The sequence below is a fragment of the Pseudomonas sp. CP-1 genome, from assembly GCF_021213715.1.
GTDB classification, from domain to species: Bacteria; Pseudomonadota; Gammaproteobacteria; order Pseudomonadales; family Pseudomonadaceae; genus Pseudomonas; species Pseudomonas aeruginosa.
Genome location: NZ_JAJQKY010000010.1, coordinates 165,654 through 192,115 on the forward strand (window position 1 = coordinate 165,654; position 26,462 = coordinate 192,115).

Consider the following 26,462-nt stretch of genomic DNA (forward strand, 5'->3'; position numbering starts at 1 on the left):
CTCTTTGCATGACGCGTCCACGATGCTCTGGAAGCTGTCCTACCTTCCGCCACGCCCCCGAAAATACCTCGCCGTCTCCTCATCCGTACAAAACACGTAGCACCCCTTCATCCCCCGGGTCATCAGCGTCCGGTAGGTGTTCTTGATGATCAGGTCGGTCTCCTTGCGCGCCAGTTCCGGCTTTTCCTTCATCAGCTTCTTGTAGCCGCGGATGGACTTGTCGTAGCGGTCGCGTTGTTCGGGGGCGGTGATGATCTTGCCGTCGCGGACGATCAGGTCCGGGCCGATGATGACGCCGATGTAGTCGACCTCCAGGCCCTGGCAGGTGTGGATGCAGCCGACCTGTTCGATGGAGTTCTCGGCGATGATCCAGAGGCTGCCGTCCTGGTCGAGGTTCCATTGGCGCTGGTAGTCGCCGATGACGATGTCCTGTTGCCGGGGATCCTTCTTGCTGCGCCACGGCCAGCAGTAGCCGGCCACGACGCGGGCCTTGTTGTCCTGGTTCCGGGCGGCGATGGCGGCGTGCAGGGCCTCGGGGGTGTCGAAGACCTTGAATTCGTACTGGCTGGCGTCGAGTTGCTGGTTGGCGGTCGGGCGGATGTCGAGCACGTCGTCGAGCCAGGCGAGGTAGCCGTCCGAGCCATTGCAGCGGAACTGCGAGGCGAGGCTGTATTCCTCGACCGTGGCGCCTTTCGCCTTGGCGAACTCGCGGATGGCTTGCTTGCTGCCGATGTCGCTGAGGGTGACGCGTTGGTCTTCGTCGATGAAGAAGATGGCGCACTTGGAGGCTTCGATCAGTTCCTTGATCTGGTTTTCGCCGAGGTTGCCGTAGAGCCCGCTCTTCTCGTTCAGGCGGTGGGCCTCGTCGACGATCAGCATGTCGAAGGTGTTGGGCTCGGTCTCGATGAAGCCGCCGGAGCCGGTGAACATGTGGGAGAAGCGGCTGCGGGTGATGGAACCCACCAGCCTGGATTCGTAGACCTTGCGTGGCGCGGCATTCTTGGATACGTACTTGCCGACCAGGCCGAGTCCGGTGAGGTGGACCAGCAGGTTGATCGCGACCACCGTCTTGCCGGTGCCCGGGCCGCCCTCGATGATCAGTACACGGGGATGCGTCTCGGAGGCTGACCTGGCTGCGGCGATGGCGGACTCGTAGATTTCCTTCTGGTCGTCGATCAGTACGAACTCCGGTTGGGCGGCGAGCAGGCCCCTGAGCGAGTCGGCCAGGGCCTTGGACGGACGGATCCGGCCGTTGGCCAGTTCATAGAGCACTTCCTTGGCGTCGCCGGTCCTGATGTGCTGCTTGATGAAGCTGCGCAGGCGCGCCAGTTCGTCCTTGCCCTTGAGGAACAGCGGGGCCTTTTCCATGTAGTCGCGGTAGTGCGGGGAGTCGATCACACCGTCGCGCGGGTAGTTGTGCAGGTAGGCGCAGGGGCGGACGGAAATGCTTGCCTCGTAGACCGCCTCGTTGAAGCCCTCCAGCAGGGTAGCGTAGGACCAGGCCTGGTAGGAGGGGTGGACGACCTCGCGCAGGCCATTGCCCAGGGCGGTGCGGACGATGGCGTCCTTGCCGGTGGCGCTGGCCTTGCTCCACTGCTTCAGTTCGACCAGCACCGCGTTCTTGGCTCCCGACTCGTCGCGCCCGGTGAGGGTGATGTCGATGCGCTTGGAGGTCTGGGGGATATGCAACTCGATGGCCAGGCCGGTGTCGTCGGGCATTTCCTCGTCGCGCAGTACCTTGGCCATGTAGCCGAGGGAGCCTTTCCACGAGTTGATTTCCGAGTTTCCGACGCTTTTGCCGGTGACTGCCTTGAAATGCTGGAGGATCACCTCTTCGATATCGTCGTTGTCGCTGTCTTGCAGGAACTGCTTCTTGGTCGCTTCGTAAACGATCACGTCGATCTTCCCTGATATGGCCTTTCTTCAGAACTGGTCGTATTTCTTGCTGCTATTCCGGGCTTTCTCTACCGGGTATTTCCGGTTGTTCTGCTCCAGCTTCTGCCGGGCGGCGGCATCCAGGTCGACGCCGAGGACCGAGGCCAGGCGCACCAGGTACATGAGTACGTCGGCCAGTTCGTCCTGCACCGCCTGGGCGGTATCGGGATGGCGCGCGGCGTCTTTCGACTGCTCCTCGTCCATCCATTGGAAGATCTCGCTGAGTTCGCCAACCTCGCCGGTCAGGGCCATGACCAGGTTTTTCGGCGAGTGGAACTGGGCCCAGTTGCGCTCGGCGGCGAAACGTTCGAGGGCGGCGGCGAGCTGGCCGACGTCTACCAGGGAGGAGGGGGGCGATGCGTTTGTCACGGCGATATCCAGGAATCTTTTCGGGCTGGCGACGAGGCGGGGCCTCGGGCGTCTGCGACGCCATTGCCCGCCACCATACTTCCTTCAGACGAAGGGAGAAAGATCGTAGGGATTCTTCATGGGATAGGGGGGCTACAAGCTGTCGGATATGCTCCCGGCGAATCGTCAGCCACCCATAGGTTTTTTGCTGCTTCCTGCGGTCCAGGAGTTCGCTCCCTGCTGAGCTTGCTCTCCCATGCTGGCTTCAGCTCGAGGAGACAACGCTGTCTGAGCGACGTTTTCCTACGATGCCTGGTGCGCGAGCGCAGGGCGAGATGCGGCAGGAATGGGATGAAGGTTCACAGATAAACCAGCGCCCCCTGAGCAGATACCCTCTGCCCGAGGGGCGCTTGGCCTCAATCCTCAACCACTTGCATGACAAGGCGCCGCCTGGAGACCTGAATGCTCACCTTGCAGCCAACCTCAAAGCCCGCAGTCTCCAGCCAGTCGCCACTCAAGCGCAGGTAGGGAATTTGCCGTGGCTTGCCACGACGTTCCCAATCGCTATGACGGCTTTCATAGAGCTGGTAGCCGATCGTTAGAAGTCGAGAATTCGAAAGAGGGGATTTCTGGGTAGCCATGATTTTTTCCTGTGTAGGTAAAAAACCGCTTGGCTTTCGGGAGCGGCTAACCGCCTAGAGAAGGTGTGTTCAGCACCTGGCCGGCAGGGTAGCGAGGGGGCATCCAGGGGTCAAGCGATGGGCTGCCCGGATCGAATGCCTCGCCGAGGCGCCAGCCGGTCTCTTCACAACCCCCTCTGCCGTACCACCCCCATCTCCCGCTGCTGCTCCTCGCCAATCTCCTTCAACGCCACTTCCCCCACCCCCAGCGCGCGTTCCACGCTGAGTTCGCCGCCCTGGGCGGCGAGCAGGGCCTGGAGGCGTTGGAATTCGCCGCACCAGAGGGTTTCGATGTCGCGGTCGCGCTGGCTGTCGCGGTTGGCGTTGAGGGCGACGGCGCGCAGTTGCAGGCGGCCGTTGTCGGCCTTGCCGCCGACTTCCAGGCCGTAGCCGGGGGTGGCGGGTTTGCGCAGGACGACCCTGCCGGTCTGCGCCCAGGCGGTGGCCATGCCTTCGCGGACTTCGTAGCCGAGGCTGGCGAGGCCCTGGAGCACGGCCTGGCGGCGGGCGAGGGCGGCCTGTTGCTGGAGGTGGGCGGTGAGGATGGCGTTGCATCGCTCGGTGAGTTCGGCGAGTTGCTGCGGATCGCTGTCGGGCTGGCAGGCGGCGGCGCGCTGGAGCAGTTCGGCGTGTTCGGCGGCGCCGAGGGCGGCGACTTCGCTGGCGAGGTCTTGCAGGTGTTCCAGGCGCTGGCGTTGCTGCTGGTGTTCGCGGGCGGCCTGGGCGAGGTCGAGGACCAGGCTGTCGAGCAGCAGGTTGCGGCGCTCCGGGCGCTGTTCGGCTTCGGCGCGTGCCAGTCGCTCGAGGAACGCTTGGGCGCTGGCCTCGCCTTGCAGCAGTTGCAGTTCGGCGATGTGCCGGTCGATGCGCGCCAGGCGCTGTTCGCGCGGGGCGTCCTGTTGCTGGCGGGCGCGCCACTGTTCCAGGGTGATGGGCGTTTCGTCGGTCTTCAGGCGCTGGGCGAGTTCGTGCTGGGCTGCGCTGAGGCGTTCCTCGGCGGGGGCGCTGGCGAGGGCGGCGAAGCCTTGGGCGAGCAGGGCTTCCGCGTCGTCGCGGAGGGCGCCGTCGGCCAGCGCTTGCAGGGTTTGCCGGAGTGCCGCGCTGGCGGCATCGGGCTTGGCGTCGAGGGCCTGGAGCAGGGCGCTGGCGTTTTCCTGGAGGCGGCGGTGTTGCTGGCGTGATTCCGCGGCCTGGCGGATGGCGCGCTCTTCGCGTTCGGCGAGGTCGCGCTTGAGGAATTCGCTTTCGATCTTCACCTGTAGTTGCACGTCCAGCCAGCGTTCCTGTTCGAGCAGGGCGTGCAGGCTGGCGCGGCGGGCGTGGGCGGCGGCGCGCTCGGCGTCGCTGATCTGGGCGAGCCGGCTGGCCTGGTTTTCCCAGCGCGCGAGGGCCTTGTCCAGGCGTTGCAGGTCGCGCTCGCAGGTGGCGATGGCTTCTTCCCGGGTGACGATTCTTACAACTTTCGGTCCGCTCATTGGGAGGCCTCCGCTGCTGCCGTGGGATGGGTTTCCGCGCTGGGCGCCAGGGCCTTCTCGATGGCGGCGCGCAGTCGCGCGCGTTCGTTGTCGCCGTCGTGGTACCAGCCCTGGGAGGAAACCCGGTGGAGGTGCGGGATCGCCCGCCGCAGCACCGAGGGTCGCCAGATTTCCCGGGCGCGGGCGCGTTCCAGCAGCGGGTGGCAGGGGGCGTCGCATTCGATGCCGATGGCGTAGAGGCCGGTGGCCGGGTTCTCGATGGCGAAGTCGAGGCCGAAGGCGTCGCCTTCGCTGGCGGGTGCGGCGGACCAGCCCAGCGAGCGGATGTACTCGCCGACGATCTCGCTGAAGCCGTCGTGCCGCTGGTAGTGCTGGCGGCGCTGGTCGCTGCGGTCGGTGTGCAGGCGCTCGAGCAGTTGGCCGGTACCGGCGAACTCGCCGGCGGACAGTGCGCGGGCGTATTCCAGGTAGCCTTGCAGGTAGTCGCGCGGGCTGCTCGGCGAGCGCTGGGTGCCGAGCATGTCGGAGATGTCGCCGATCGGCATCGAGGTTATCATCACCACCTTGCGCCGCGCGCGGGTCACCGCCACGTTGAGGCGGCGCTCGCCGCCGGTCTGCCCGAGCACGCCGAAGTTGCGTCGGAAGCTGCCCTGGCCGTTGCGGCCGAAGGTGGAGGAGAAGACGATCACGTCGCGCTCGTCGCCCTGCACGTTCTCCACGTTCTTCACGAACACGCCCATGTCCTCGCCGTCTTCGCTGCGCTCGCGCTCCTCGCTGTAGGCGGCGCGGAACGCCTCGTCCTGCTCGGCGCGCAGTTCCAGGCGCTCCTCGATGAGGTCGGCTTGCTTGCGGTTGAAGGTGACCACGCCCACCGATGGCCGCGCCGCGTAGGGTTGGCGCCAGAGTTCGGCGAGGTAGTCGACGACTCGCTCGGCCTCGCGCTCGTTGCTCTGGTTCTGGTACAGGCCGTTCACCTGGATCAGTTCCAGCGGCTTGATGCGCAGTATGTTGGCCTGCGGATGGCGTACCGGCACGCTCAGGCGGTTGCCGTAGAACGAGGCGTTGGAAAAGCCGATCAGCTCGCGGTAGGCCGAGCGGTAGTGGATCTGCAGGGTGGTGCTGGGCAGGGCGTTGCGCGCCAGTTGCAGGAGGTCCGGGCAGTCCTTGATCTCGCGGCGGTTCCAGGTGTCCTCGTAGGCTTCGCGCTGCTCCTCGTCGGCGTCCTCGTCGGGCGCTTCGCCGTCGAACAGTTCGGCCTCGTCGCTTTCCACGCGGCTGGAGAAGAACGCGGTCGGCGGCATCTGCTTCTCGTCGCCGCTGACCACCGTGACCCGCCCGCGATAGAGGGTCGGCAGGGCGAACTCCACCGGCATCTGCGAGGCTTCGTCGTAGATCACCATGTCGAACAGCCCGGCCTTGAGCGGCAGCACGCGGCTGGCCAGGTCGGGGTTCATCAGCCAGACCGGGCGCAGGCTCATCAGGCCGAGTTCGGCGCCCAGCTCGATGAACTCGCGCAGGCGCCGCGAGCGCTTGCCGGTCAGGCGGGTGACGTCTTCCCACTGCTTGCGGCTGCCCAGGCGCGCGGCGTCGATGCCCTTGCCGAGCAGTTCGCGGTTCAGCGCGCGCATCTGCACATCGGCTTCGGCGAGGCTGGCGACCCTGGCCCTGGCTTCGTCCTGGCTGAACAGCAGTTCCGGATTGTCTTGTTCCAGGCGCTGCTTCCAGCCCAGCCGCGCTTCGCGATTGAGCATGCGGCGCACCGTGGCTTCGAGTGCTTCGGCGGGAATCGCGCCGAGTCGTTCCTGGCGCTGGCGCAGCAGGGCCAGGAATTCCAGGTCGGTGGCTTCGAGCTGGTTGGCGCGGCCACGGAAGCGCTGGTAGGCGACCAGTTGCGGCAGCGCCTCGCGCAGGCGGCCGAGGGCCGGCAGGTTGCTCTGGTTGCCGGCGATGGCGCGGTGCAGCTGTTCCAGCAGTTCGTCGCCGAGCCAGTCGGCGAGCACCTTGAGTTTGTCCAGGCTGAGCTGGCGAGCGGCCTGGCGGATCAGCGCGGCGTCGAGGTCGCCGAGCAGCGCTTCGAAGCGCTGTTTCTCGCCGGTGAGGATCACTGCGTCGAGCTGTTCGGCGCGCGGCGCTTGGGCCAGGCTGCGAGCCAGGGTCTGGATCTCGCGCAGTTGCTGGCTGGCGCTGCCGGCCAGGCCGGTCAGTTCCGGACCGGCATCGGTGGCGACTGTCGCCAGCCCCAGGCTCTGTTGCAGCGCCGCCAGTTGCCGGCGCAGCGGCCGCCACTGGCGCTCCAGGTCGCAGGCGCCGAGGAGGGCGGCCAGGCGGCTGTCGTCGTCGGCCACGCCGTGCTCGCGCAGGAAGCGCCGCAGGCGGCCGCGCCGCAGCAGGCGCAGCGGGTTGAGCCGGGCCAGCCAGGCGCGTGCCTCGAGTACCTGGCGGGCGTGGGCCTGGAGGCGTTCGAGGTTTTTCTCTTCGAGCATGGCGAGGGCAGGAGACAGCAGCGGCGCGTGCCGTTCGAGGTCGAGCTGGCGCAGTTGCCGTTCGATCTGCTCGGCCTCCGCCAACAGGCCGTCGCCACGGCTCGGCTGTCCTGGCGCGGCGTCGCGGAACAGCGGCAGCCAGTGGGCCAGGCGCTGGCGTTGCTCCTCGCGCAAATTCAGCAGGGTACCGACCTGGCTTGCCAGCCAGGCGCGGTAGGGCGTCGGGTCGTCGACCTCGAAGCTCGCCGGGTGTTCGTCGAGGGCTTTCTGCCGGGCGTTCTCCGCTTCGCCGAAGGCGCGCAGGCTGTCGGCGAAGGCTTGCAGGGTGGCCTGGTCGGTGGCGAAGGCGCGCAGTTGCGCCAGCGGGCTGCCTTCGTAGTGGGCCGGTAGCCAGAGGCGGACCAGCGGCGCGCAGTTTTCCTCCAGGCGCGCCAGGCTGCCGATGTCCAGCGCCGCCAGGCGCTGGCGCAGGGCCGGGAAGTCCAGCGGCGGCGAGCCTTTCTCCAGCTCGATCAGTTCGCCGAGCAGGCGCCGGTAGCTCAGCCCGGTGGCCTCGTCCACGCGGTGCAGGCTCTGGTGGTAGCGGTCCAGTTCGCCTTCCAGCGCCTCGATACGCGCCGCCAGGCGCTCGCGCTGGCGCTCCCAGCCCTGGGCGCCGCCGGCGTCGGCGAACAGCGCTTCGAGTTGCTCGCGGATGTTGCGGATCACCGGTTCGCGGTCGCGGTTGACGTCGTTGAGCATGACGATGCGCTGGCCCAGGCCCTCGGCCACCAGGCGCTTGTGCACCACTTCCAGGGCGGCGTGCTTCTGGCAGACGATCAACAGGCTGCGCTGGCGGCCGATGGCGTCGGCGACCATGTTGACGATGGTCTGGCTCTTGCCGGTACCGGGCGGGCCTTCCACCAGCAGCCCCGGGCTCTGCCGGGCCTGCAACACGGCGGCCTCCTGGGACGGGTCGCTGGCCACGGTGAAGTAGCGCTGCAACTCCGGCGGGCTCTCGCGGGCTTCCGGCTCGCCGTTCTCGCGCAGGCGCAGCGCGGTCTCCAGGCCGGTGCCGGAGGGCGGCAGGCTCTTCAACTGGCGCAGGTCCTCGCCGATCGCCTGGCCCATGAAGGTGACGTGGAACAGCACCGCGGCGCAGGCCAGTTGGTCCTGGTAGGGCGTGACCTCGGTGGAACTCGGCGGCAATCCTTCCAGCACCCGAGCACGCGGGGTGGCGAGCAGGCCGAAGGCATCCATCACGTCGGCGGCGCGCAGCGCGGAGCGGCCGAGCAATTCGTCGGCGACCTTGCGCCAGCGCTGGCACGGCTCGGGGCCGAGCAGGCTTTCCAGGGCCGGGTTGAGGCGCACTTCCTCGCGTTCGCCGTCGAAGGCCAGCGCCACCTGGCCGCGGCTGCCGACTTCCAGTTGCAGCTTCAGCGGCCACAGCAGCAGCGGCACGATGCGCGTGCGGGTGGTGCCGCGCGGGTCGCGGTTGAGCAGGAAGGGGAAGCCCAGGTAGAGGCCGTCGATGCCGGTGTCGCGCTTGTACAGCGAGCTTTGCCGGGACAGCGCGTTGAGCCGCACTTCCAGTTGCGGGCTGGCGAGGAAGCTGTCCGGGTCGAGGCTCACCGCGCGGGCGTTGCGTTGCAGCAGATGGTCGAGCAGGGCGGCGGCGGGGCGTCGCGCGCTGTGCAGTTCGTTGAGGTCGATGCGTGGAGTGCTCTTGCCGATGCTCATGCGCACCAGCGGCCCGCGCATCACCGCGGCGACCACTTTCTTCTCGAAGAAATCGAGGATCTGCGACACGTACTGCTGCTTCTGCGGTTCCAGCCACTGTTCCGGCGGGATCGCCAGCAGCACCAGGACCCTCGCCAACGGCATGCGCCGCTCCAGGCGGAACTGCTCGGCCCATTCGTCGACCCTGGGCACGCCGCTGCGGGCGAAGCCGCTGATGCGTTCGTCGACGCGGCGGTACAGCTCCTGCCGCGAGTGCTGCAACAGGCCGCGCGCGGTCTCCGCGTCGAACAGGTGCACATCGGCGTCGCGGGCCAGGCCGGCGGCTTCCTCGACGATCGCCTCGGCGGCACGGAACTGGCCGATGTTGGCGCTGAGCAGGACGATCAGGTCTTCCTCGGCGATCACCCGGCGCTCGGCCAGGGCCAGCAGGCCGGGGTGCTCGGTGTCCGGCAGGAGGCGCTGGCGCTCCTGCCACTGCGCGGCGAGGCGCGCCCGCGAGGTCGACAGCAGGTAGATGCGCAACTGTTCTTCGGCGAGTTCGATGTGCTGGTGCAGGGCGCGCTGGCGGACCTTCTCGGCGCGGGTCTTGAGCCGCGACAGCCAGCTTTCGGTGTGCAACTGTTCGAGCAGGTCGGGCACCGAGCCGCTGATCAGCCGGTAGCCCTCCAGTGGATGCTCCAGCAGCCAGCCGGGGGTGACGATCTCGCCGCGCTGGATCAGCGGGATTTCCGGGTTCAGCAGCTTGAGCGCCAGCATCAGCCGGAAGTCGTCCTCCAGCCCCTCGTGCTGGGCCACCTGGCGCAGGCCGGCGAGCAGCCTGGGCGACAGGCCGATGTGCTCGGCCCAGGTGACGATCGCCCCGCGCAGCAGGTGGTCGAGGGCCTCCGCCCAGTGCTCGGCCTGGGCCGCGGCCAGGGCGAAGACCGTCGGCTTGCGGAAGCGCCGTGCGCCGAGGGCGATGCTGGCGCCTTCGGCGTCGTCCTTTTCGCTGTCCGCCGAGGCCGGCGCGTCCACCGCCTCGCCGTTCAGCCAGGCCTGTACCTGCGGCCACTGCCAGCGCTGGTGGCGGTCGCGTGCAAGCAGGCCGCGCAGCAGCAGGTGCAACTGCGGGTCGAGGTCGTCGGGCAGCGCCACGCCGTTGGCCAGCACGTGGATCAGGAAGGCGTTGGCGTTGACTCCTTCGAAGCAGGCGCCGCGGGTCAACTGCTCCAGCAGGATCATGCCCAGGCTCCACCAGTCGGAAGCCGCCGCCACGCCGCCGGCGATCGCCTCGGGGGCCATGTAGCGGCTGGTCTCCAGCGGCGAGACGATATCCAGGTCGAACTCCGACAGGCGCGCCGAGCCGAAGCCGCTGATCACCAGGTCCAGTGGCTCGTGGCTGCGCACCAGCAGGCTGGCCGGGCGCAGGTCGCGGTGGCGCAGGCCGGCTTCGTTGAACACGTGCAGGGCGTGGCCCAGCTCGCGGACCACGTGGCGCACCGCCTCGCGGTCCTCCAGCACGGTGCCGAGGTCGGCGAGGCTGCCGCCGGTGAGCTCCTCGACCACTTCGTAGGCGCGCTCGTCCCAGCGGCCGGTGGCGAGGATTTCCGGTACGTGTTCGCGCGGCAGGCGGCGGATCACGTCGTAGATCGCCGGGTCCGGCTCGGCGCCCGGGCGATACAGGGTGAGCACCGCCTGGCGGGCGCCTTCCGCGTGTTCGGCCAGGTAGCGCTCGCGCACGCCGTCGCTGCTGGCGATCTGCCGCAGCAGACGCCAGCCGTCGATCAGGGTTTCCGTGACGGCGGGCTGCGGCGTGGCCTCGGCCTGCATCGGCAGCGGGCCTTCGGCCGGCGCGGCGCCGCACTCCAGGCACATCAGGTCGCCGGGTTGCAGCGGGTGGCCGTTGGCGCAGAGCGGGGCGGACGCCGCTGGCGGCTCGCTGGCGGGCGGCGCGATGGCTTCCTGGGTCAGCACCGGCTGTGGTCGCCAGCCGGCGGGATGGATGGCTTCGGCGGAAAGGTCCCAGCCGCAGGGCTGGCCCTGGATCGAGCCTTCGCAGAAGATTTCCGAAAGCGAGCGTTCGCTCTGGCAGTTGGGGCAGAAACGTATCATCGGTATCGATCCATTCAGCGCGGCCGATGGGCGCTGACGCTAAGTTGGTGGCCCTGTTCGCGCAGCAGGTCCTGTAGCCGCAGCAGGTCGTCGCGGCGCGGGATGCCGGCCATCCACACGCTGCCGTCATGGTCGAGCATCAGGTCGAGGGCCTTGTCGTCTTCGCGCAGTGGCCGCTGGTAGCCGCCGAGGCGCGCGCGGCCGAGTTCGGTGAGCAGGCTCAGGCGCTGGTTGTCGCTGCCGCGCAGGGCCAGGCTCTGTTCGGCGTGCTGTTGGTAGGGGTCGCTGATCAGCGCGTCGATCAGCCCGGCGGCCTGTTCCAGTTGCGCGTGCAAATGCTCCAGCGGGTAGCCGCTGTAGACCAGGATGTCGGCGCGGCTGCGCTGGCGCAGTTCGCCGAGCAGGGCGAGGAGGGCAGCGAACTGCTCGAAGGGTTCGCCGCCGGAGACGGTGATGCCCTCGGCCTGCTCCAGCCATGGCTGGATGTCGGCGAGCAGGCGTGCCAGGGCGATGCGCCGCCGTCCCGGCCCCCAGGTATCGGCGGAGATGCAGCCGGGGCAGCGGATGCTACAGCCCTGGAACCAGATGCCCAGGCGCCGTCCCGGGCCCAGGGTGGTCACCGGGAAATGCACCCGCGACAGGCTCAGTTCCATCTCAGCGGCGTTCCAGGGTCAGGCCGTCGGCGTCCAGGGCGCTGATCAGGAAGCGCTCGCCCGGCTGCGCGTCCTGGTCGAACAGTGCCCGCGACAACGGGTTGAGCAGGCGCGCTTCGAGCTGGTTGCGGATGCCGCGGCCGCCGTTGGACAGGTCGCCCAGGCAGAGGTCGTGCAGCGCCTGGCGCGGCGCCTCGGCCAGTTCGATGACGAGGCGCTGCTCGCGGAGGTCGGCGAAGGTGCCGTCGACCATCTGGGTGAAGATCTGCTCGGCGACGTCGGCGCGGATGAAGTCGAAGACGATGATGTTCTCGCCGATCCGGTTGAGGATTTCCGGGCGGTTGAGAACCAGCTTGAAGTAGCGCTCGATCTCGCCGTGGACCTTGCCCTGCACCGCCTCGAAGGGCTCGCCGGGGAGCACGTTGGCGACCCGTTCGCCGTTCTCCCCCTGGCGGTAGATGCCCAGGTTCGAGGTGAACACGATCAGCGCCTCGGAGAAGTACACGCGATCGCCGCGCCCGGAGGTGAGCACGCCGTCGTCGAGGATCTGCAGGAACTTGTCGAGGATCCGGGGGTGGGCTTTCTCGATCTCGTCGAAGAGCACCACGCTGAAGGGTTTTTCGCGGATCGCGTTGGTCAGTTCGCCGCCGACGTCGTAGCCGACGTAGCCGGGCGGCGCGCCGATCAGGCGCTGGTCGGCATGCTCGGCGCTGAACTCGGACATGTCGAAGCGGATGTAGGCGCTCTCGTCGCCGAACAGCAGGCTGGTGACGGTCTTCGCCAGCTCGGTCTTGCCGACCCCGGTGGGCCCGGCGAGGAAGGCCACGCCGCGCGGGCGGTTGCCCTTGCGGCTGGCGCCGACCCCGGTCATCGCGCGCTTGACGATGTCCAGCATGTGGGTCACCGCGTGCTGCTGGCCCTTGACCCGGCGGCGGACGATCTCGTCGGCCTGGCGGATGCGCTGGCGGTCGATCTTCAACCAGGGGTCTTCGGTGACGCCGACCTTGTAGCGGCGCACGGCGTCGGCGATGCGTTCCATGGCCAGGCCTTCCACGCGCGCCAGCTGGACGATGGCGTTGAGATCGAGGAGCAGCAGGCCTTCGGTGTTCTCGACGAAGGTCGCGGCGGCCTGTTGCAGGGCCTCCTCGGCGACGCCCGCGCCGCCGAGCCCGCGGAGCAGCGCCGGGGCCAGGGCCCGGCGCGCCGCCTGGTCGGGCTTCGACACCGGGATATGGCGCAGGCGCGGGTTGTCCACCAGCAGCCAGTCGGGCAGGTCGCCTTCCTTTTCCACCACCCACAGCACGCTGTTGAAGAACGGTTTGCGCTGTTCCCCGGCGGGACGGCTGCGGGCCTGGTGGGAGAGCACCAGGGCCTGGGTGAACAACTGATGCTCGGCGGCGCTCAGGGCGTCGTTGCGCACCGCCAGGCGCGAGGCGAAGTCGACGATCAGGGCGATCGGCTCGCCGCTACGGTTGACCAGGCGTTGCAGGGTCGCGCCGAGCAGGTCGATGCCGGCCGGCGCGGCGCCGTCCACCGGGGTCAGGCCGAGGTCGAGAAGCACCTGCGGAGTGGCCCCCGCCTCGCTGCCCGGCCGGCCGAGCACGCGGAACCCGGCCAGCGGATCCCAGGCCAGCACCTGGGCGTAGCCGGCGTCCAGCAAGGCGTCGCAGAGGGTCTGGTTGAAGCTCTGCGCGGTGACCGTACCCGGCACCACTTCGCAGGCTTGCAGGTCGCGGATGTTCCCGGAGAGGACGAATTGGCTCTTGAGGGGCAGGAAGCGCAGGAGGTCGCGCAACCAGCGTGGCTTTTCGAACAGTGCAGTCCCTGGCATCGATAGTCGCTCACAGCGTGTGTCGTGGCCACAGCATATTGCCCCGAGGGCCATGTCTCCAACCCTGACCTCGCCGGAGGCGACGAAAACCGCTACGAGTTCCGGGTGCCAGGCTTGGCGGAGCGCCTGCTCAACCGTCGTAGCTCCGGCAGCCCCAGCGGAACGCCTGCGCCGCCGCCTCGATCCCGCGGCCGATCACCAGGCGCGGCGGGCTTTCGTCGAGGCCGGGACGCGGCGACAGCGGCCGGCTGTAGAGCACCTCCAGCTCGCCGAAACCATCCAGCGCGGCGCGTTCCGCCGGGTGCGGCGTCGCGCCCTGGCGCCGGGCGAAGTCTTCGAGGTCGCCCTCGGCGTAGGCCATCACCAGCACGCCGCTGTCGCCGCGTACCCGCACCGCGTTCACCAGGCTGCCGTCGATGCGCAGCGGGGTGGCGAAGCGGTAGAGCAGGTCGAGGGTCTCGCCGGGCGCGCGATCCAGCACTTCGACGCCCTCGGCGCGCAGGCGCTCGGCGGTTGCGCGGTCGCGGCCGTCGGGGAAGTCGCCGCGGCAGTGCAGGGCGTCGGCGAACAGCGCGGTCAGGTTCGGTGCTGGCGGGGCAGGGGACGTGCAGGCGGCCGGCAGGAGTAGCGCCAGGCCGGCGGCGAGACGGAGCAGGTAGGGGTGGGCGGTCATGTAGCCTTCCGTTGGCGGACAGTGCGGTGGGAGGAATTGCCAGCAGATGCTTCCGCGATACTGGCGGCCTGCGCTCAGAGCAGTACGGGCAGCGCGTCTTCGCCCAGCCCCGCTTCTCTCAGTCGCGCCCTGGCCCTGGCGGTCGCGCGCACGGCGTCGAGGTCGCAGCCGCGAGGAATATAGACCGGATCGAAGCCTTCGAGCACCAGGTAGGTGGAGGCCTGGCCGCGGGCATTCAGGTAGGCGTTGAAAGCCTGGTCGGCCGGGCGCAGAAAGACATCGCACCAGTACGGCAAGCGCTGCGCGAACAGCGCCTTGGCGATCTCCAGGTGCTCTTCGAACAGTTCGTCCATGCTGCCTCCCTTCTCCTGGCGGAATAACGTCACTCTTCGCTACGGCCGTCGCCTTCGCGATCCCTTTCATAGTGCCGTGCCAGCGGAAACGCCGGCAACCAGCCCTCGCGGCGGATGGTCCAGAGTTCGTAGGTGGGCTGGAACTGGTCGGGAGCGTCGAGGGCGCCGAGGCTGACCTCGATCTCGTCGGCGCTGCGCGAGAACACCGACGAACCGCACTGCGGACAGAAGAAACGCCCGGCGTAGTCGCGGGTCTCGCCCTCGATGCTCACCGCCTCCTCGGGGAAGATCGCCGAAGCGTGGAACAACGCGCCGTGGTGCTTGCGGCAGTCGAGGCAGTGGCAGAGGCCGACCCGATAGGGCTGGCCGCTCGCCACCAGGCGGACCTTGCCGCAGAGGCAGCCGCCGGTGAATCGATCCATTTCGGTACTCCTCTGCAAGGCGTTGGGGCGTTCAGCCCTTGAAGGCTTTCTCTATGGTGGCGATGTCGATCCTGCCCATCGTCATCATCGCCTCGAAGGCGCGCCTGGCCGCCGCGCGGTCGGGGCTGGCGATGGCTTCGCTGAGAACGCGCGGGGTGATCTGCCAGGAGATGCCCCATTTGTCGCGGCACCAGCCGCAGGCGCTTTCCTCGCCGCCATTGTCGACGATGGCGTTCCACAGGCGGTCGGTCTCGGCCTGGTCGTCGGTGGCGACCTGGAAGGAGAACGCTTCGCTGTGGCGGAAGGCCGGGCCGCCGTTGAGGCCGAGGCAGGGAATGCCCATCACCCGGAACTCCACCGTCAGCACGTCACCCTCCTTGCCGGAAGGGTAGTCGCCGGGCGCACGATGGACAGCCAGCACGGCGCTGTCAGGAAATGTCTCGGCGTAGAAGGTCGCGGCCTCCAGGGCGGCACTGTCGTACCAGAGGCAGATGGTGTTCTTGCTGATCATGGCTGGGTCTCCATGGGCGGGGGCGACCGTGGAAGTCTAGACCTGCGGGCGTTTCGAGCCGTGCTGGGCGCCGAACGGTGGCGCTGCCGGGCGATCGCATGCGCAGTTGCAGTTCCGCTTCGGGCGTAAATAGAATGAGACTCATTATCATAAGTGTCGTGAACTGCCATGCTCCCTCCCGCCAGCCCCCATCCACCGCAAGAAGAACGGCCAGCGTGCCCGACGGCCTCGATAGGCAAACCCCGCGTCGAGCATGGAAGCCGGCTCCGGCAATGGCTTCGCCTGTGCCTGGGCAATGCCCAGGATGCCGCCGATTTCGCCCACGGCACCTTCGTGCGCGTGTTCGCCTCGCGTAGCGCCGAGGCCCTCCGCGAACCGCGCTGCTACCTGAGCGCGAGCGTCCGGGCGCTGATGAGCGACAGCTTCCGCCGCTGCGCCACCGAGCAGGCCTATCTGGACAGCCTGGCCGCGCGGCCGGAGCCGCTGGACATTCCAGCGCAAACGCGACTGTCGATCCTGGAGACCCTGACTGCCATCGACCTCGCCCTCGACGGCATGGGCGAGCGTACCCGCCAGGTGTTCCTCGCGGTACAGCTCGAAGGGCTTACCTACAGGTCGGCCGGCGAGCGCCTGGGCGTCTCGATGACCACCGTGGAGAACCACATGGTTCGCGCCATGACCCGCTGCCTGTTGCTCTGCAAGGACTGACCATGGAACTGGAGATCGAGGTGCTGGAGGCCGCCGCCACCTGGTACGTGCGCTTCGGCGCGGAACCGCCGAACGATGGCGAGCGCCAGGCCTGGCGCGAATGGCTGGAGGCCGACCCGCGACACCGTCGGGCCTGGGAGCGTATCGAGCGCTTGCAGGGCCAATGGGCGGTGCTGCCGGTGGAGACCTCCCTGCACACGCTGGCAGGCGTGCGTGCGCGGCGCCGAGCGCTGCTCAAGACGCTCGCCCTGCTGGCCTGCGCCGCGGGTAGCGGCTGGCTGGCGAGCGGCGGCCTGTCTTACCGTGCGCTCCTCGCCGGGGAGCGCACGGGCGTCGGCGAACGCCGCCAACTGCGCCTGGCGGACGGTACCCGGGTCGACCTGAGCAGCGCCACCGCGCTGGACCTGGCCTACGACGAAAGCCTGCGCCAGGCGTACCTGTGGCGGGGCGAGATCCTCGTGGAAAGCGCGCAGAGCGCTCGCCCGTTCCTCGTGCACACCGCACAAGGCAGCGTGCGCGCGCTGGGAACCCGTTTCAGCGTGCGTTGCGAGGGGCCGCGCACGCGCGTTTGTGTCCTCAGCCATGCAGTGGAGCTACGCCCGTTGCAAACGCCGACCCGGCCGATGCGCCTGCCAGCCGGCCAGCAGGCTCTCTTCGACGAGCGACGCGGCTACTCGTCGACGCCCTTGCGCGAAGGCGAAGGCAGTTGGACGCAGGGCGTGCTGACGGTGGTGGACTGGCCGCTGGGCGAGTTCATCGCCGAGCTGTCCCGCTATCGCGCCGGGGTGTTGCGCTGCGCCGCCGAGGTGGCGGAGCTGCGCCTTTCCGGCACCTACCGCCTGGACCGGATCGACGCGGTCCTGCAAAACCTGGGCAAGTCGCTGCCCGTGCGCGTGCGCTACCTGACGCGTTACTGGGTCACCGTCGAGTCGGTCTGAAGGACAGACGCAGAACAACGTCGCGGGCTTGCCGATGGTCATTCTTGTTCGGCCAACACATGAAGCAGCCGCGGACGTTGCCAAACAGGAAAATCTGATGTCGCATTTCCTTCCGGGTTCCTGCGCACTACGTCCGGCTCATCGTTACCGATGCGTTTCCCTGCCTATGCACCCGAGTTCTCGGCCAGGGCCTGGGAGGGGGCTTCGGCCCGTCCTGTCCCACGCCTGCGCCAGACCAGCCAGGTGGACGAGGCCCCGCTCGCAGCAGCGACGGCAGGAGGGCTCTTGGCTGTCGCTGCGCCAGCGTGGCGAAGCTGGCGGCGCCGAGGATTCCGATCTGCGCTACCCTATGCCGCGTTTCGCCCGGCCTCGCCGGGCTTTCCGGGCAGCGCCTCGGCGGCGCGCCCTCGACCATGCAAGGACAACCCATGGAAGCGGTCTCCGTCTCGCAGCATCTGGCTGCTCTGTTCGAATCCCACCGGATCGAGTGCGTCGTGCACGGCGAATGGGTGGCGCCAGCCGGGCGGCTACCGGCGATCCGCGCCACCTGGTATGCGGGGGAGAAGACCGGGCGGCTGGATGTCGACGTGCTGCTGGAGGACGAGCGCCAGTTGCAGGAAGCCTTCGCCGGCATCGGCAGCGGCGAGGACGGCTTGCAGGACGCGTTGCGTAACTTCGCCTCCAACTCTTTCCACGTGCTGCTTTCCGCGCTCTGGGGCCAGGCCGAGGAGGACCAGGTGATGGTGGAGACCTGGGAGATCGGCGAGCGGCGTTTCGAGGTGCATATCGGCAACCTCGGCCTGCGCGGCGCCGAGGGCAAGGCGCCGCCGCTGCCGGCCGGGCTGTTCCCGAGCATCGAGCGGGCGATTCGCGCCGAGCCGCTGGACGCGCGCCTGCACTGGTTCCGGCATTTCTTCTGTGCCTTCGGCAACCAGCGCACGGTGGAGGCGCTGTTCGACAACCAGCCGTGGGAGGCCGGCATGCAGAACCTGGCCGCTCTCGACTGGCAGGATTCGCAGGGTTACTACAGCGTGCGCAACTTCCTCATGCTCAAGCCGCTGGCGTAGGCCGCCGCGTCGCGCAGCCCGCAAGGCGTCGATGGCGGCTCCATTCCTGTCAGGTCGCCCTTCGACGAGTTCGACCCCTACCACACGACCAGCACTGCGACGATCCTGCGGCCCCTGGCCGACGGCACGATGCAGATGTCGTTCTTCATCGGCAAGCGGCGCCACGACTTCCAGATGAGGCGCGCGCAGGACTGACGCGCCGCGTTCAGCCGAGCAGGGCGGCCACCTGCTCGGCCGTGGCCTTGGCCGACTGCGGGTTCTGCCCGGTGACCAGGCGGCCGTCGACCACCACCTTGCTGGTGAACGGCAGCAGGCTTCTTTCGTAGAGCGCGCCGCGTCGTTTCATTTCTTCCTCGACGTTGTACGGCACCTTGCGGGCGACCCCGGCGAGCACTTCCTCGATCCAGGAGTAGCCGGTCAGGCGGCGCCCGGCGACCAGCAGGCGGCCATCGTCCAGGCGTGTGTTGAGCAGGCCGCAATAGCCGTGGCAGACCGACGAGACGATGCCGCCGCGCTGGTAGATCTCGCGGGTCAGGCGCTGCAGCCCGGCGTCGTCGGGGAAGTCCCACATCACGCCGTGGCCGCCGGTGAAATAGATGGCGTCGAACGCCTCCGCGTCGACCTGTTCGGGGGCGGCGGTGTCGGCCAGCAGCGCCAGGCGCGCCTCGTCGGCCAGCCAGGCCTTGGCGCTGGCGTCGGCGTGGGGCCAGCCGAGGGCGCGCGGCTCCAGCGGCGACTCGCCGCCGCGGGGGCTGACCAGGCGTTGCTGGTAGCCCCGGGCGGCGAAGATCTCGTAGGCATGGGTCAACTCCGACAGCCACAGCCCGGTGGGCTGGGTCGGATCGGCATAGTGGGCGACGTTGGTGACGACGTGCAGGATGCGCTTGGTCATTGCGTTGACCTTCCTCGGTGAGTGATCCCTTCGGCAGCCGGTTTCGGCAGGCTGTCCGGGTGGGTTGGCGTCACTCTAAGATTCAAGTCGACTTCAAGGTCAAGCGTCGGAAAGCCGCTGCTCCGCCGGCGTGGAAGAGGCCCCCCGCGAGCGGGTTTGCCGTGGACGCCCGACCGTCTGTGGAGGGCCTTCCTCGCGCAGGCGCTCCAGCACGCGCTGGGTGTTTTCCGTGCACTGCAGGCCGTCCGGCTTGTTCTCGATGCTTTCGATGGCCACCAGCAATTGTGCCTTGTTCTGTTCCAGGCGTCGTTGCAGGGCCTCGATCTCGGCCACCTTGCGGCGCAAGCCTTCGAGCAGCTCGCCGTGCTGCCAGGCGCCGTCGCCGCTCGGCAGCAGGCGAGCGATCTCCTCCAGGGAGAAGCCGGCGCCCTGGGCGCCGGTGACCAACTCCAGGATCCACACGGTATCTGCCGCATAGTCGCGGTAGCCGTTGGCCTTGCGCTGCGAGCGGATCAGGCCGCTGGCCTCGTAGAAGCGGATGCGCGATGTCGCCAGGCCGGTGAGCTTGGCCAGTTCGCCGATTTTCATGTCGCACCTCGAAACGCGTTGACCTTCAAGCCTACTTCAAGCCTAGGGTGGTTTCACGGCCGGGCGACGAACTCGCCTCCATCGACGGGTTCGCCAGGCCGCATGGGCGCTACCGCCGGTCGCGTTTTCCTCGTCCAGGCGGCGCAACGCAGGCGGCTTTCTACTCTACACAGGGGACGGCGGCCGCAGGGTGGCGCCGTTGCCTGCATCCACACCGATCGGGAGAAGCGACATGGGTTACGTGACAACGAAGGATGGCGTCGAACTCTTCTACAAGGACTGGGGGCCGCGCGACGCCCAGGTGATCTACTTCCATCATGGCTGGCCACTGAGTTCCGACGACTGGGATGCGCAGATGCTGTTCTTCCTCGCCGAGGGCTTTCGCGTAGTGGCCCACGACCGCCGTGGCCACGGTCGTTCCAGCCAGGTCTGGGACGGCCATGACATGGACCACTACGCCGACGACGTGGCGGCGGTGGTCGAGCGCCTCGGGGTGCGCGGGGCGATCCATGTCGGCCATTCCACCGGCGGCGGCGAGGTCGTCCACTACATCGCCCGCTATCCCGACGACCCGGTGCCGAAGGCGGCGATCATCAGCGCGGTACCGCCGCTGATGGTGAAGACCGAGGGCAATCCGGGCGGCCTGCCGAAGAGCGTCTTCGACGATCTCCAGGCGCAGCTCGCGGCCAATCGCGCGCAGTTCTACCAGGACATTCCCGCCGGCCCGTTCTATGGCTACAACCGTCCCGGGGCGCAGCCCTCGGAAGGGATCGTCCGCAACTGGTGGCGGCAGGGCATGATGGGCGGCGCCAAGGCCCACTACGACGGGATCGTGGCCTTTTCCCAGACCGACTTCAGCGATGACCTGAAGCGCATCGACATCCCGGTGCTGGTGATGCATGGCGACGACGACCAGATCGTGCCCTACGAGAATTCCGGCGTACTCTCGGCGAAGCTGCTGCGCAACGGCACGCTGAAGACCTATCCGGGGTTCCCGCACGGCATGCCGACCACCCAGGCCGAGGTGATCAACGCCGACCTGCTGGCCTTCATCCGCGGCTGAGCGCGCCGGGTGCCGGGGCGCGCTCCCGGCACCCGGTCGGGGCTCAGGCGGCGCGGAAAAAAAAGCGTTGACCTTGAAGTCGACTTCAATCTTATCGTCGGGCCACTGTCCTCATGAGGTAGGCCCATGAACCTGTTCGACACGCTGACGCTTCCCAACGGCTCGACCATTCCCAATCGCCTCGCCAAGGCCGCCATGGAGGAGAACATGGCCGATGCCGCGCAGGCCCCCTCCGAACGCCTGATGCGCCTCTACCAGGCCTGGGCCGACGGCGGCGCCGGGCTGCTGATCAGCGGTAACGTGATGGTCGACAGCCGTGCCATGACCGGCCCCGGCGGGGTGGTCCTGGAAGACGACGCGCAACTGGAGAAGTTCCGCCGCTGGGCGCGCATCGGGCGTTCCGCCGGCGCGCAGTTCTGGTTGCAGATCAACCATCCCGGCCGGCAGATGCAGGCCAATCTCGGCCAGCAGGCCTGGGCGCCCTCGGCGGTGCCGCTGGAACTGGGCGGGATGTCCAGACACTTCGCTACGCCGAAGGCGATGGACGAGGCGATGATCGCCGAGGTGATCCAGCGGTTCGCCCGCAGCGCCGTCCTGGCCGAGCGGGCCGGCTTCAGCGGGGTGGAGATCCATGCCGCCCACGGTTACCTGCTCAGCCAGTTCCTCTCGCCGCTGAGCAACCGCCGCAGCGACGCCTGGGGCGGCTCCCTGGAGAATCGCGCGCGCCTGCTGTTGGAGATCGTCCGGGCGGTGCGCGCCGAGGTTGCCCCTGGCTTCGCGGTGGCGGTGAAGCTGAATTCCGCCGATTTCCAGCGCGGCGGCTTCAGCGCCGACGATGCCCGCGAGGTGGTACGGATGCTCGATGGCCTGGGCATCGACCTGGTCGAGCTGTCGGGCGGCAGCTACGAGGCGCCGGCCATGCAGGGCGAAGCGCGCGACGGGCGGACCCTGGCCCGCGAGGCCTACTTCGTCGAGTTCGCCCGCGACATCCGCGCGGCGGCGCGGATGCCGGTAATGGTCACGGGCGGCATCCGCCGGCGGCCGGTGGCCGAGCAGGTGCTGGCCAGCGGGGTGGACATGGTCGGCATCGGCACGGCGCTGGCGATCGAGCCGAACCTGCCGCGCGACTGGCGCGCCGGCAAGGACTCGGCGCCGCAGTTGCGGCCGATAACTTGGAGGAACAAACCCCTGGCCTCGCTGGCGAACATGGCCGCGGTGAAGTTCCAGTTGCGCAAGCTGAGCCGGGGCAGGGCGACCAACCCACGGGTGTCGCCGCTGTGCGCGTTGCTCGCGCAGCAGGCCGGCGCGCTCCTGCAGACCCGCCGTTACCGGCGGCTCATGCGTTCGCGCGCCGAAGCCTGAGCACCGTCAGCGCCTCAGGCGCCGTTGCGGTCGAGTTCGGCCAGCTTGCCCGGCAGGCCGAACCAGGCGTCGTGGTCGTCGGGCGCCGGCTTCTTGCGGGTGATCTGCGTCCAGTTGGGATGCGCGGCGAGTTCGCCATTGAGGGCGATGAACTGCCGTTGCCCGAGCGGCACCTCGTCCTCGGCGCGAATCGCGGCGACCGGGCATTCCGGCTCGCAGAGCGCGCAGTCGATGCATTCATCGGGGTGGATGACGAGGAAGTTGGGGCCTTCGTAGAAGCAGTCCACGGGACAGACTTCCACGCAGTCGGTGTGTTTGCAGCGGATGCATTCTTCCAGCACGACGAAGGTCATGATCGTCCTCCCTGGCTCAGGCGTTCGTAGCGGCGGGCGTCGCCAGCCGTTCCAGGCGCGCCGGCACGTACTTGTGCCAGGGCGTGCCGGCGAGGAAGTCGCGCTGGGTGCAGTCGGTCACCTCGTTGGGCGCCACGCCCCGGCGCACCACCTCGCCCTCGGCGTTGCGGTAGTCCAGGCCCTGGCCGTTGGGCAGGGAAATATTGCCCGGCTGCATCATGTCGCTGATCTCCACTTCCGCCTCGACGTCGCCGCGGCGGGTCACCACGCGCAGCACCTCGCCGTCGGCGCAGCCCAGCGCCTCGGCGTCCTGCGGGCTGATGCGCAGGGTGCCGTAGCGCCCGCGGCGGTGCCAGCCGGTGTCGCGCACGGCGGTATTGCTGGTGTCGCTGCGCCGCTCGCCGGCGGCGAGGATGAACGGGTAGGCCGGATCGTGGGGTGGCGCGCTGTGGGCGAGCTTGGCCAGTTCCGGCAACAGTTCGGGGATGTGCAGGTTGATCCGCTGTTCGGGACGGGCGACGGCCTGCCAGCTTTCGGCGTAGGTGGTTTCGGCGAAGACCACCCCGGACGAGTTGTCGAGCATGGCCTGGAACAGGCGGTCGGCGGCCAGCGGCGGCAAGCCGTCGAAGCCGGCGCGGGCAGCGGTCTTGCGGTTGTTCAGCACGTGCAGTTGGCAGATGCCCCAGATCGCCGCGGCCGCTTCCATGCCGGCGGGCAGGGTCGGGCCGAGGGTACGGTAGAGCAGGACCGGCGCGTATTTCATGACCTTGGGGCGGGTCGCCGCGGCGGCGAGGAAAGCCGCCGAGAACGCCTTGCGCCCGAGCTTCAGGGCCAGGCGCAACGGCCGGTAGTCTTTCTCGCCGAGCACGCCCATGGCTTCCAGCAGGCGGGCGTGGATCTCCGCTTCCGGCAGGGTGCCGGGGCGCGCCGGGAACAGCGGCGCGCGCAGATGGAAGGCGTTGCGCGGGAATTCCAGGTTGAAGAAGGTCGCCTCGGCCTTTTCGAACTGGCTCGCCGCCGGCAACACATAGTCGGCGTGGCGCGCGGTCTCGGTCATGGCCACGTCGATCACCACCGACAACTCCAGGGCGCGCATGGCTTCGCGCATGCGCTGGCTATCGGCCAGCGAATGCAGCGGGTTGCCGGTCTCCACCAGCATGGCGCGATAGCGCTTGGGATGGTCGGTGAGGATTTCCTCTGGAATCACGTTGCAGGGAATCAGGCCGATGATGATCTTGGCATTGGCCACCGGGCTGCGCTTCTCGACGCGTGGCGCGCCCCTCTTGCCCATCGAGGTATCGCCCTTGCTCGCCTTGGACAGCGAGAGGAAGGGCACGAAGGCGTTGCTGGTGCCGGGGCGCCCGTAATGGCCGGTGAGCAACCAGACCAGGCGTTGCAGGTAGCTGCCGAGGGTCGAGTGCAGGTTCATCTGCATGCCCAGGTCTTCCAGCGCCGATACGCTGCTGGCGCTGGCGATCCGCCGGGCGGCGGCGCGCAGCTTGTCTTCCGCCACCCCGCAGGTCTCGGCGCAGTAGGCCACCGGGATGGCGTTCAGTTCGTCGACGATGTGCTCGTAGCCGCTGGTGTGCTCGGCCAGCCAGTCGCGCGCCAGCATCCCGTCCTGGACGATGATCCCGACCAGCGCCGCCAGGCACCAGGCGTCGGTGCCCGGACGGATCTGCAGGTGGAAGTCGGCCAGGGCGGCGGTTTCGCTCAGGCGCGGGTCGATCACGATGATCGAGCGCGCGGGGTCCTTGGCCATGGCGTTGAGCAGCACGCGGGCGCGGGCGAAACCATGGGATTGCCAGGGATTCTTGCCGATCAGGATGGCCACCTCGCAATGCTCGAAGTCGCCGTGCACGCCGGTACCGAACATCTTGCCCTGGACCCAGAACTCGCCGGTCTTTTCCTGGGCCAGGGCGTTGGAGCGGTACTTCACCCCGAGGGCCTTCAGCGTGCTGTCGCCGTAGGCGCCGCCGAGGTGGTTGCCCTGCGCGCCGCCGCCGTAGTAGAGGATGCTTTCGCCGCCATGCCTGCGCTTGATGGCGAGGAACTTCTCCGCCACCTCGCGGATCGCCGTGTCCCAGTCGATGGCTTCGTAGCTGCCATCGGGGCGCCGGCGCATCGGCGTGTCCAGGCGGTCGGCGCCGTTCTGGTAGTAGTCCATGCGCTGCGATTTCTCGCAGACGTAGCCCTGCGAGGCGGGGTGGTCGTCATCGCCGCGGATCTTGCTGATGCGGCCATTCTCGGTCTGCACTTCCAGCCCGCAGTTGAGGCTGCAGAGGATACAGGCGGTCTTCTTCCATTGCGGGGACGGCGTAGTCACGGTGTGTTCCTCGTTGTTGTCGTTGCCGGCGCAACCTGGGGCGCACCCCAGCCGTGCGGGCTTCGTTCTTTCGGGACTGCCTGACGCTGTGCTGCAAGGACGACGCGCGGGCGGCACACGGAACCCCGTCGTATCGGCCTTTCCCTCTCATGCTCGACGCTTCTACAGTTCCGAATTGGAACTTACTACGCGGACACTGATATGGGACCCGTCCGTAGTGCTGGTTTGTCCGATCCTGCCAGGAGCGCGCCGGGTCCATGACCTTTTCGGCCGGATACTAAGTTCCAATTTGGAACTGGTCAAGCTCCGAAGCGGCCCCCTAGAATGGACGGAGGTTTTTCCGGGAGAACCCCATGAAATGGCAAGAAGTCGGCGAAACGCCCTGTTCGATGGCGCGCAGCCTGGCGATCCTCGGCGATCGCTGGACGCTGCTGATCCTGCGCAACTGCTTTCTCGGCATGCGCCGCTTCGATGAGTTCCAGGCCAGCCTCGGGGTCACCCGCCAGGTACTGGCCGACCGCCTGAGCCGGCTGGTGGAGGCGGGCGCGCTGAAGAAGGTGCCTTACCAGGAGCGACCGCCGCGCTACGAATACCGCCTCACCGAGATGGGCCACGACCTGCATCCGGTGCTGCTGGCCCTGGCCAACTGGGGCGACCGCTGGCTCGACGAGGGCCGCGGCGCTCCGGTGGAGTATGTGCACAAGGCCTGTGGCCACAAGTTCCGGCCGACCATGGTCTGCCCGGAGTGCGGCGAGCCGGTGGGATCGCGCGATGTGACGGCGGTGCCGGGGCCGGGGTTCGCGGCGATGGCTGGCAAGCTCGCGCAGAACTGAATCCGCGCGCGCTCTGCCATGGGCGGGCCGCGACCCGCTCGGTTCGCTCAGCCGGCCTTGCGGAAGACGAACATCAGACCCACCACGATCAGCCCCATGCCCAGCAGGCTGAGCCAGCCGAGGCGGTTGCCGAAGACCATGAAGTCCATGATCGCGGTCACCGCCGGCACCAGGTAGAACAGGCTGGTGACGTTGACCAGGTTGCCCTGGGCGATCAGCCGGTAGAGCAGCAGGGTCGCGCCCACCGAGACCACGACGCCCATCCACAGTGCGGGGACCAGGAAGCCGGCGTTCCATTCGAACTCGAACGGCTGGAAGGGCACGAACGCCAGGCACAGGCCGAGGCCGGCGAGGTACTGCAGGGGCAGGGTGCCCAGCGGGTTCTCGCGGATGCCCTTCTGCATGATCGAGCCGCCGGTGACGCCGGCCAGCGCCAGCAGTGCGCAGAGGATGCCGGCCGTGGACATCCCGGCCAGGCCGATGCCCTGGTAGACCACCAGCACCAGGCCGGCCAGGCCCAGCAGCAGGCCGAACAGGCGCGCCGGCGACTGCCGGCGTTCGAGGATGACGGCGGTGAGGATCGGTTGCACGCCGAGGATGGTCGCCATCATGCCGGGAGTGACCTGCAGCTTCAGCGAGAAGATATAGAAGATCGGATAGATCCCCAGCATCACCAGGCCGGTGAGCAGGGCCTTGCCGCGCTCACGCGCGCTGCGCGGCGTGCGCAGCCTGAGCAGCGGGGCGAGCGGCAGCAGGCAGGCCAGGGCGATGCCGAAGCGGAACACCAGGAAGGCGAACGGCGAGGAATGCGCCAGGCCCCATTTCGAGGCGATGGCCCCGCTGCTCCAGAGCAGGACGAAGAGGCTGGTGCTGGCCAGGCCGGCCAGTGCGGATTTGTTCAGTGCAAACATGGATCTGCCACCTTGTAGTCGGGCATGCCGCGGGCTCGGGCCGGCGGCGGACGGCACGCTTCGGCAGCGGATGGCGCTGCTTGCGGCGGGCTGTGGAAGGGCGTTGGGGCGCTACCGCGCTCGTCAGGGACTGACGCCCGGCGGCGGGCAGGCGGCCGAACCGGGAGGGGGAGGCGGCGGCGAGGCGACTACAGGAGGGGAAACGCAGCCCAGGCTGGCGCACGGCTGGAGCGCGCCGACCTCGCCG

Annotated in this window: 22 protein-coding genes; 6 read left to right on the forward strand and 16 right to left on the reverse strand. The window is 68.4% G+C overall.

Annotated elements, in window-relative coordinates; all coding sequences use genetic code 11:
- Positions 1-39: 39 nt before the first annotated feature.
- The 11 genes from LT948_RS20480 to LT948_RS20530 form a co-directional block, all read right to left on the reverse strand.
- Positions 40-1,896, reverse strand: a complete 1,857-nt coding sequence (locus tag LT948_RS20480) for a DUF2075 domain-containing protein (RefSeq protein ID WP_033866997.1) — start codon at positions 1,894-1,896, stop codon at positions 40-42.
- A gap of 27 nt (positions 1,897-1,923) precedes the next feature.
- On the reverse strand, positions 1,924-2,304 hold the full coding sequence (locus tag LT948_RS20485) for a nucleotide pyrophosphohydrolase (RefSeq protein ID WP_003155927.1): 381 nt from the start codon (positions 2,302-2,304) through the stop codon (positions 1,924-1,926).
- A gap of 395 nt (positions 2,305-2,699) precedes the next feature.
- Positions 2,700-2,924, reverse strand: coding sequence for a SymE family type I addiction module toxin (locus LT948_RS20490; protein WP_042169143.1), 225 nt, complete (start codon positions 2,922-2,924; stop codon positions 2,700-2,702).
- Positions 2,925-3,088: 164 nt separating this feature from the next.
- On the reverse strand, positions 3,089-4,438 hold the full coding sequence (locus tag LT948_RS20495) for a hypothetical protein (protein ID WP_209364701.1): 1,350 nt from the start codon (positions 4,436-4,438) through the stop codon (positions 3,089-3,091).
- The gene (locus tag LT948_RS20500) at positions 4,435-10,731 is read right to left on the reverse strand and encodes an AAA domain-containing protein (protein ID WP_073657525.1); all 6,297 of its coding nucleotides are present in this window, start codon (positions 10,729-10,731) and stop codon (positions 4,435-4,437) included. The genes LT948_RS20495 and LT948_RS20500 overlap by 4 nt, the downstream gene beginning before the upstream one ends.
- A gap of 14 nt (positions 10,732-10,745) precedes the next feature.
- Positions 10,746-11,384, reverse strand: a complete 639-nt coding sequence (locus tag LT948_RS20505) for a 4Fe-4S single cluster domain-containing protein (protein ID WP_012613975.1) — start codon at positions 11,382-11,384, stop codon at positions 10,746-10,748.
- A 1-nt stretch (position 11,385) separates the two neighbouring features.
- Complete coding sequence (locus tag LT948_RS20510) at positions 11,386-13,269, reverse strand: AAA family ATPase (protein ID WP_004350147.1); 1,884 nt, start codon at positions 13,267-13,269, stop codon at positions 11,386-11,388.
- A gap of 76 nt (positions 13,270-13,345) precedes the next feature.
- Positions 13,346-13,888: a hypothetical protein gene (locus tag LT948_RS20515; RefSeq protein ID WP_033951738.1), complete on the reverse strand. Its 543-nt coding sequence runs from the start codon at positions 13,886-13,888 to the stop codon at positions 13,346-13,348.
- A gap of 74 nt (positions 13,889-13,962) precedes the next feature.
- Entirely contained in the window at positions 13,963-14,241 is a 279-nt protein-coding gene (locus LT948_RS20520) for a hypothetical protein (protein ID WP_003119461.1), read from the reverse strand.
- 29 nt (positions 14,242-14,270) lie between these two features.
- Positions 14,271-14,663: a GFA family protein gene (locus tag LT948_RS20525; RefSeq protein WP_003090602.1), complete on the reverse strand. Its 393-nt coding sequence runs from the start codon at positions 14,661-14,663 to the stop codon at positions 14,271-14,273.
- 31 nt (positions 14,664-14,694) lie between these two features.
- The gene (locus LT948_RS20530; RefSeq protein ID WP_003090600.1) at positions 14,695-15,174 is read right to left on the reverse strand and encodes a VOC family protein; all 480 of its coding nucleotides are present in this window, start codon (positions 15,172-15,174) and stop codon (positions 14,695-14,697) included.
- A 168-nt stretch (positions 15,175-15,342) separates the two neighbouring features.
- On the opposite strand from LT948_RS20530, the gene LT948_RS20535 reads away from it, so the two are divergent.
- The 3 genes from LT948_RS20535 to LT948_RS20545 all read left to right on the forward strand — a co-directional run bounded on the left by LT948_RS20535 (position 15,343) and on the right by LT948_RS20545 (position 17,887).
- Positions 15,343-15,882: a sigma-70 family RNA polymerase sigma factor gene (locus LT948_RS20535; RefSeq protein ID WP_003131039.1), complete on the forward strand. Its 540-nt coding sequence runs from the start codon at positions 15,343-15,345 to the stop codon at positions 15,880-15,882.
- Between the two features lie 2 nt (positions 15,883-15,884).
- Entirely contained in the window at positions 15,885-16,820 is a 936-nt protein-coding gene (locus LT948_RS20540; protein ID WP_023517743.1) for a FecR domain-containing protein, read from the forward strand.
- A gap of 428 nt (positions 16,821-17,248) precedes the next feature.
- Positions 17,249-17,887 (forward strand): DUF6348 family protein, encoded by a 639-nt coding sequence (locus LT948_RS20545; protein ID WP_003090593.1) that lies wholly within the window; start codon positions 17,249-17,251, stop codon positions 17,885-17,887.
- Between the two features lie 205 nt (positions 17,888-18,092).
- On the opposite strand, the gene LT948_RS20550 is transcribed toward LT948_RS20545, so the two are convergent.
- Positions 18,093-18,779 (reverse strand): type 1 glutamine amidotransferase domain-containing protein, encoded by a 687-nt coding sequence (locus tag LT948_RS20550; RefSeq protein ID WP_003131041.1) that lies wholly within the window; start codon positions 18,777-18,779, stop codon positions 18,093-18,095.
- Positions 18,780-18,878: 99 nt separating this feature from the next.
- Positions 18,879-19,367 (reverse strand): MerR family transcriptional regulator, encoded by a 489-nt coding sequence (locus tag LT948_RS20555; protein WP_003110523.1) that lies wholly within the window; start codon positions 19,365-19,367, stop codon positions 18,879-18,881.
- Between the two features lie 232 nt (positions 19,368-19,599).
- On the opposite strand from LT948_RS20555, the gene LT948_RS20560 reads away from it, so the two are divergent.
- A complete protein-coding gene (locus LT948_RS20560; RefSeq protein WP_003101542.1) occupies positions 19,600-20,430 on the forward strand; it encodes an alpha/beta fold hydrolase in 831 nt (276 codons plus the stop codon).
- Positions 20,431-20,556: 126 nt separating this feature from the next.
- Complete coding sequence (locus LT948_RS20565; RefSeq protein ID WP_033995194.1) at positions 20,557-21,792, forward strand: NADH:flavin oxidoreductase/NADH oxidase family protein; 1,236 nt, start codon at positions 20,557-20,559, stop codon at positions 21,790-21,792.
- A 14-nt stretch (positions 21,793-21,806) separates the two neighbouring features.
- Here LT948_RS20565 and fdxA read toward each other — a convergent pair whose 3' ends face one another.
- Both fdxA and LT948_RS20575 read right to left on the reverse strand, forming a co-directional pair.
- Positions 21,807-22,145, reverse strand: coding sequence for a ferredoxin FdxA (gene fdxA, locus LT948_RS20570; protein ID WP_003090580.1), 339 nt, complete (start codon positions 22,143-22,145; stop codon positions 21,807-21,809).
- A gap of 16 nt (positions 22,146-22,161) precedes the next feature.
- Positions 22,162-24,471 (reverse strand): molybdopterin oxidoreductase family protein, encoded by a 2,310-nt coding sequence (locus tag LT948_RS20575; protein WP_073657339.1) that lies wholly within the window; start codon positions 24,469-24,471, stop codon positions 22,162-22,164.
- A gap of 353 nt (positions 24,472-24,824) precedes the next feature.
- Here LT948_RS20575 and LT948_RS20580 point away from each other — a divergent pair, with 353 nt between their 5' ends.
- A complete protein-coding gene (locus LT948_RS20580; protein ID WP_003090577.1) occupies positions 24,825-25,304 on the forward strand; it encodes a winged helix-turn-helix transcriptional regulator in 480 nt (159 codons plus the stop codon).
- 47 nt (positions 25,305-25,351) lie between these two features.
- Here LT948_RS20580 and LT948_RS20585 read toward each other — a convergent pair whose 3' ends face one another.
- Positions 25,352-26,215, reverse strand: a complete 864-nt coding sequence (locus LT948_RS20585; RefSeq protein WP_003090576.1) for a DMT family transporter — start codon at positions 26,213-26,215, stop codon at positions 25,352-25,354.
- Between the last annotated feature and the right edge of the window lie 247 nt (positions 26,216-26,462).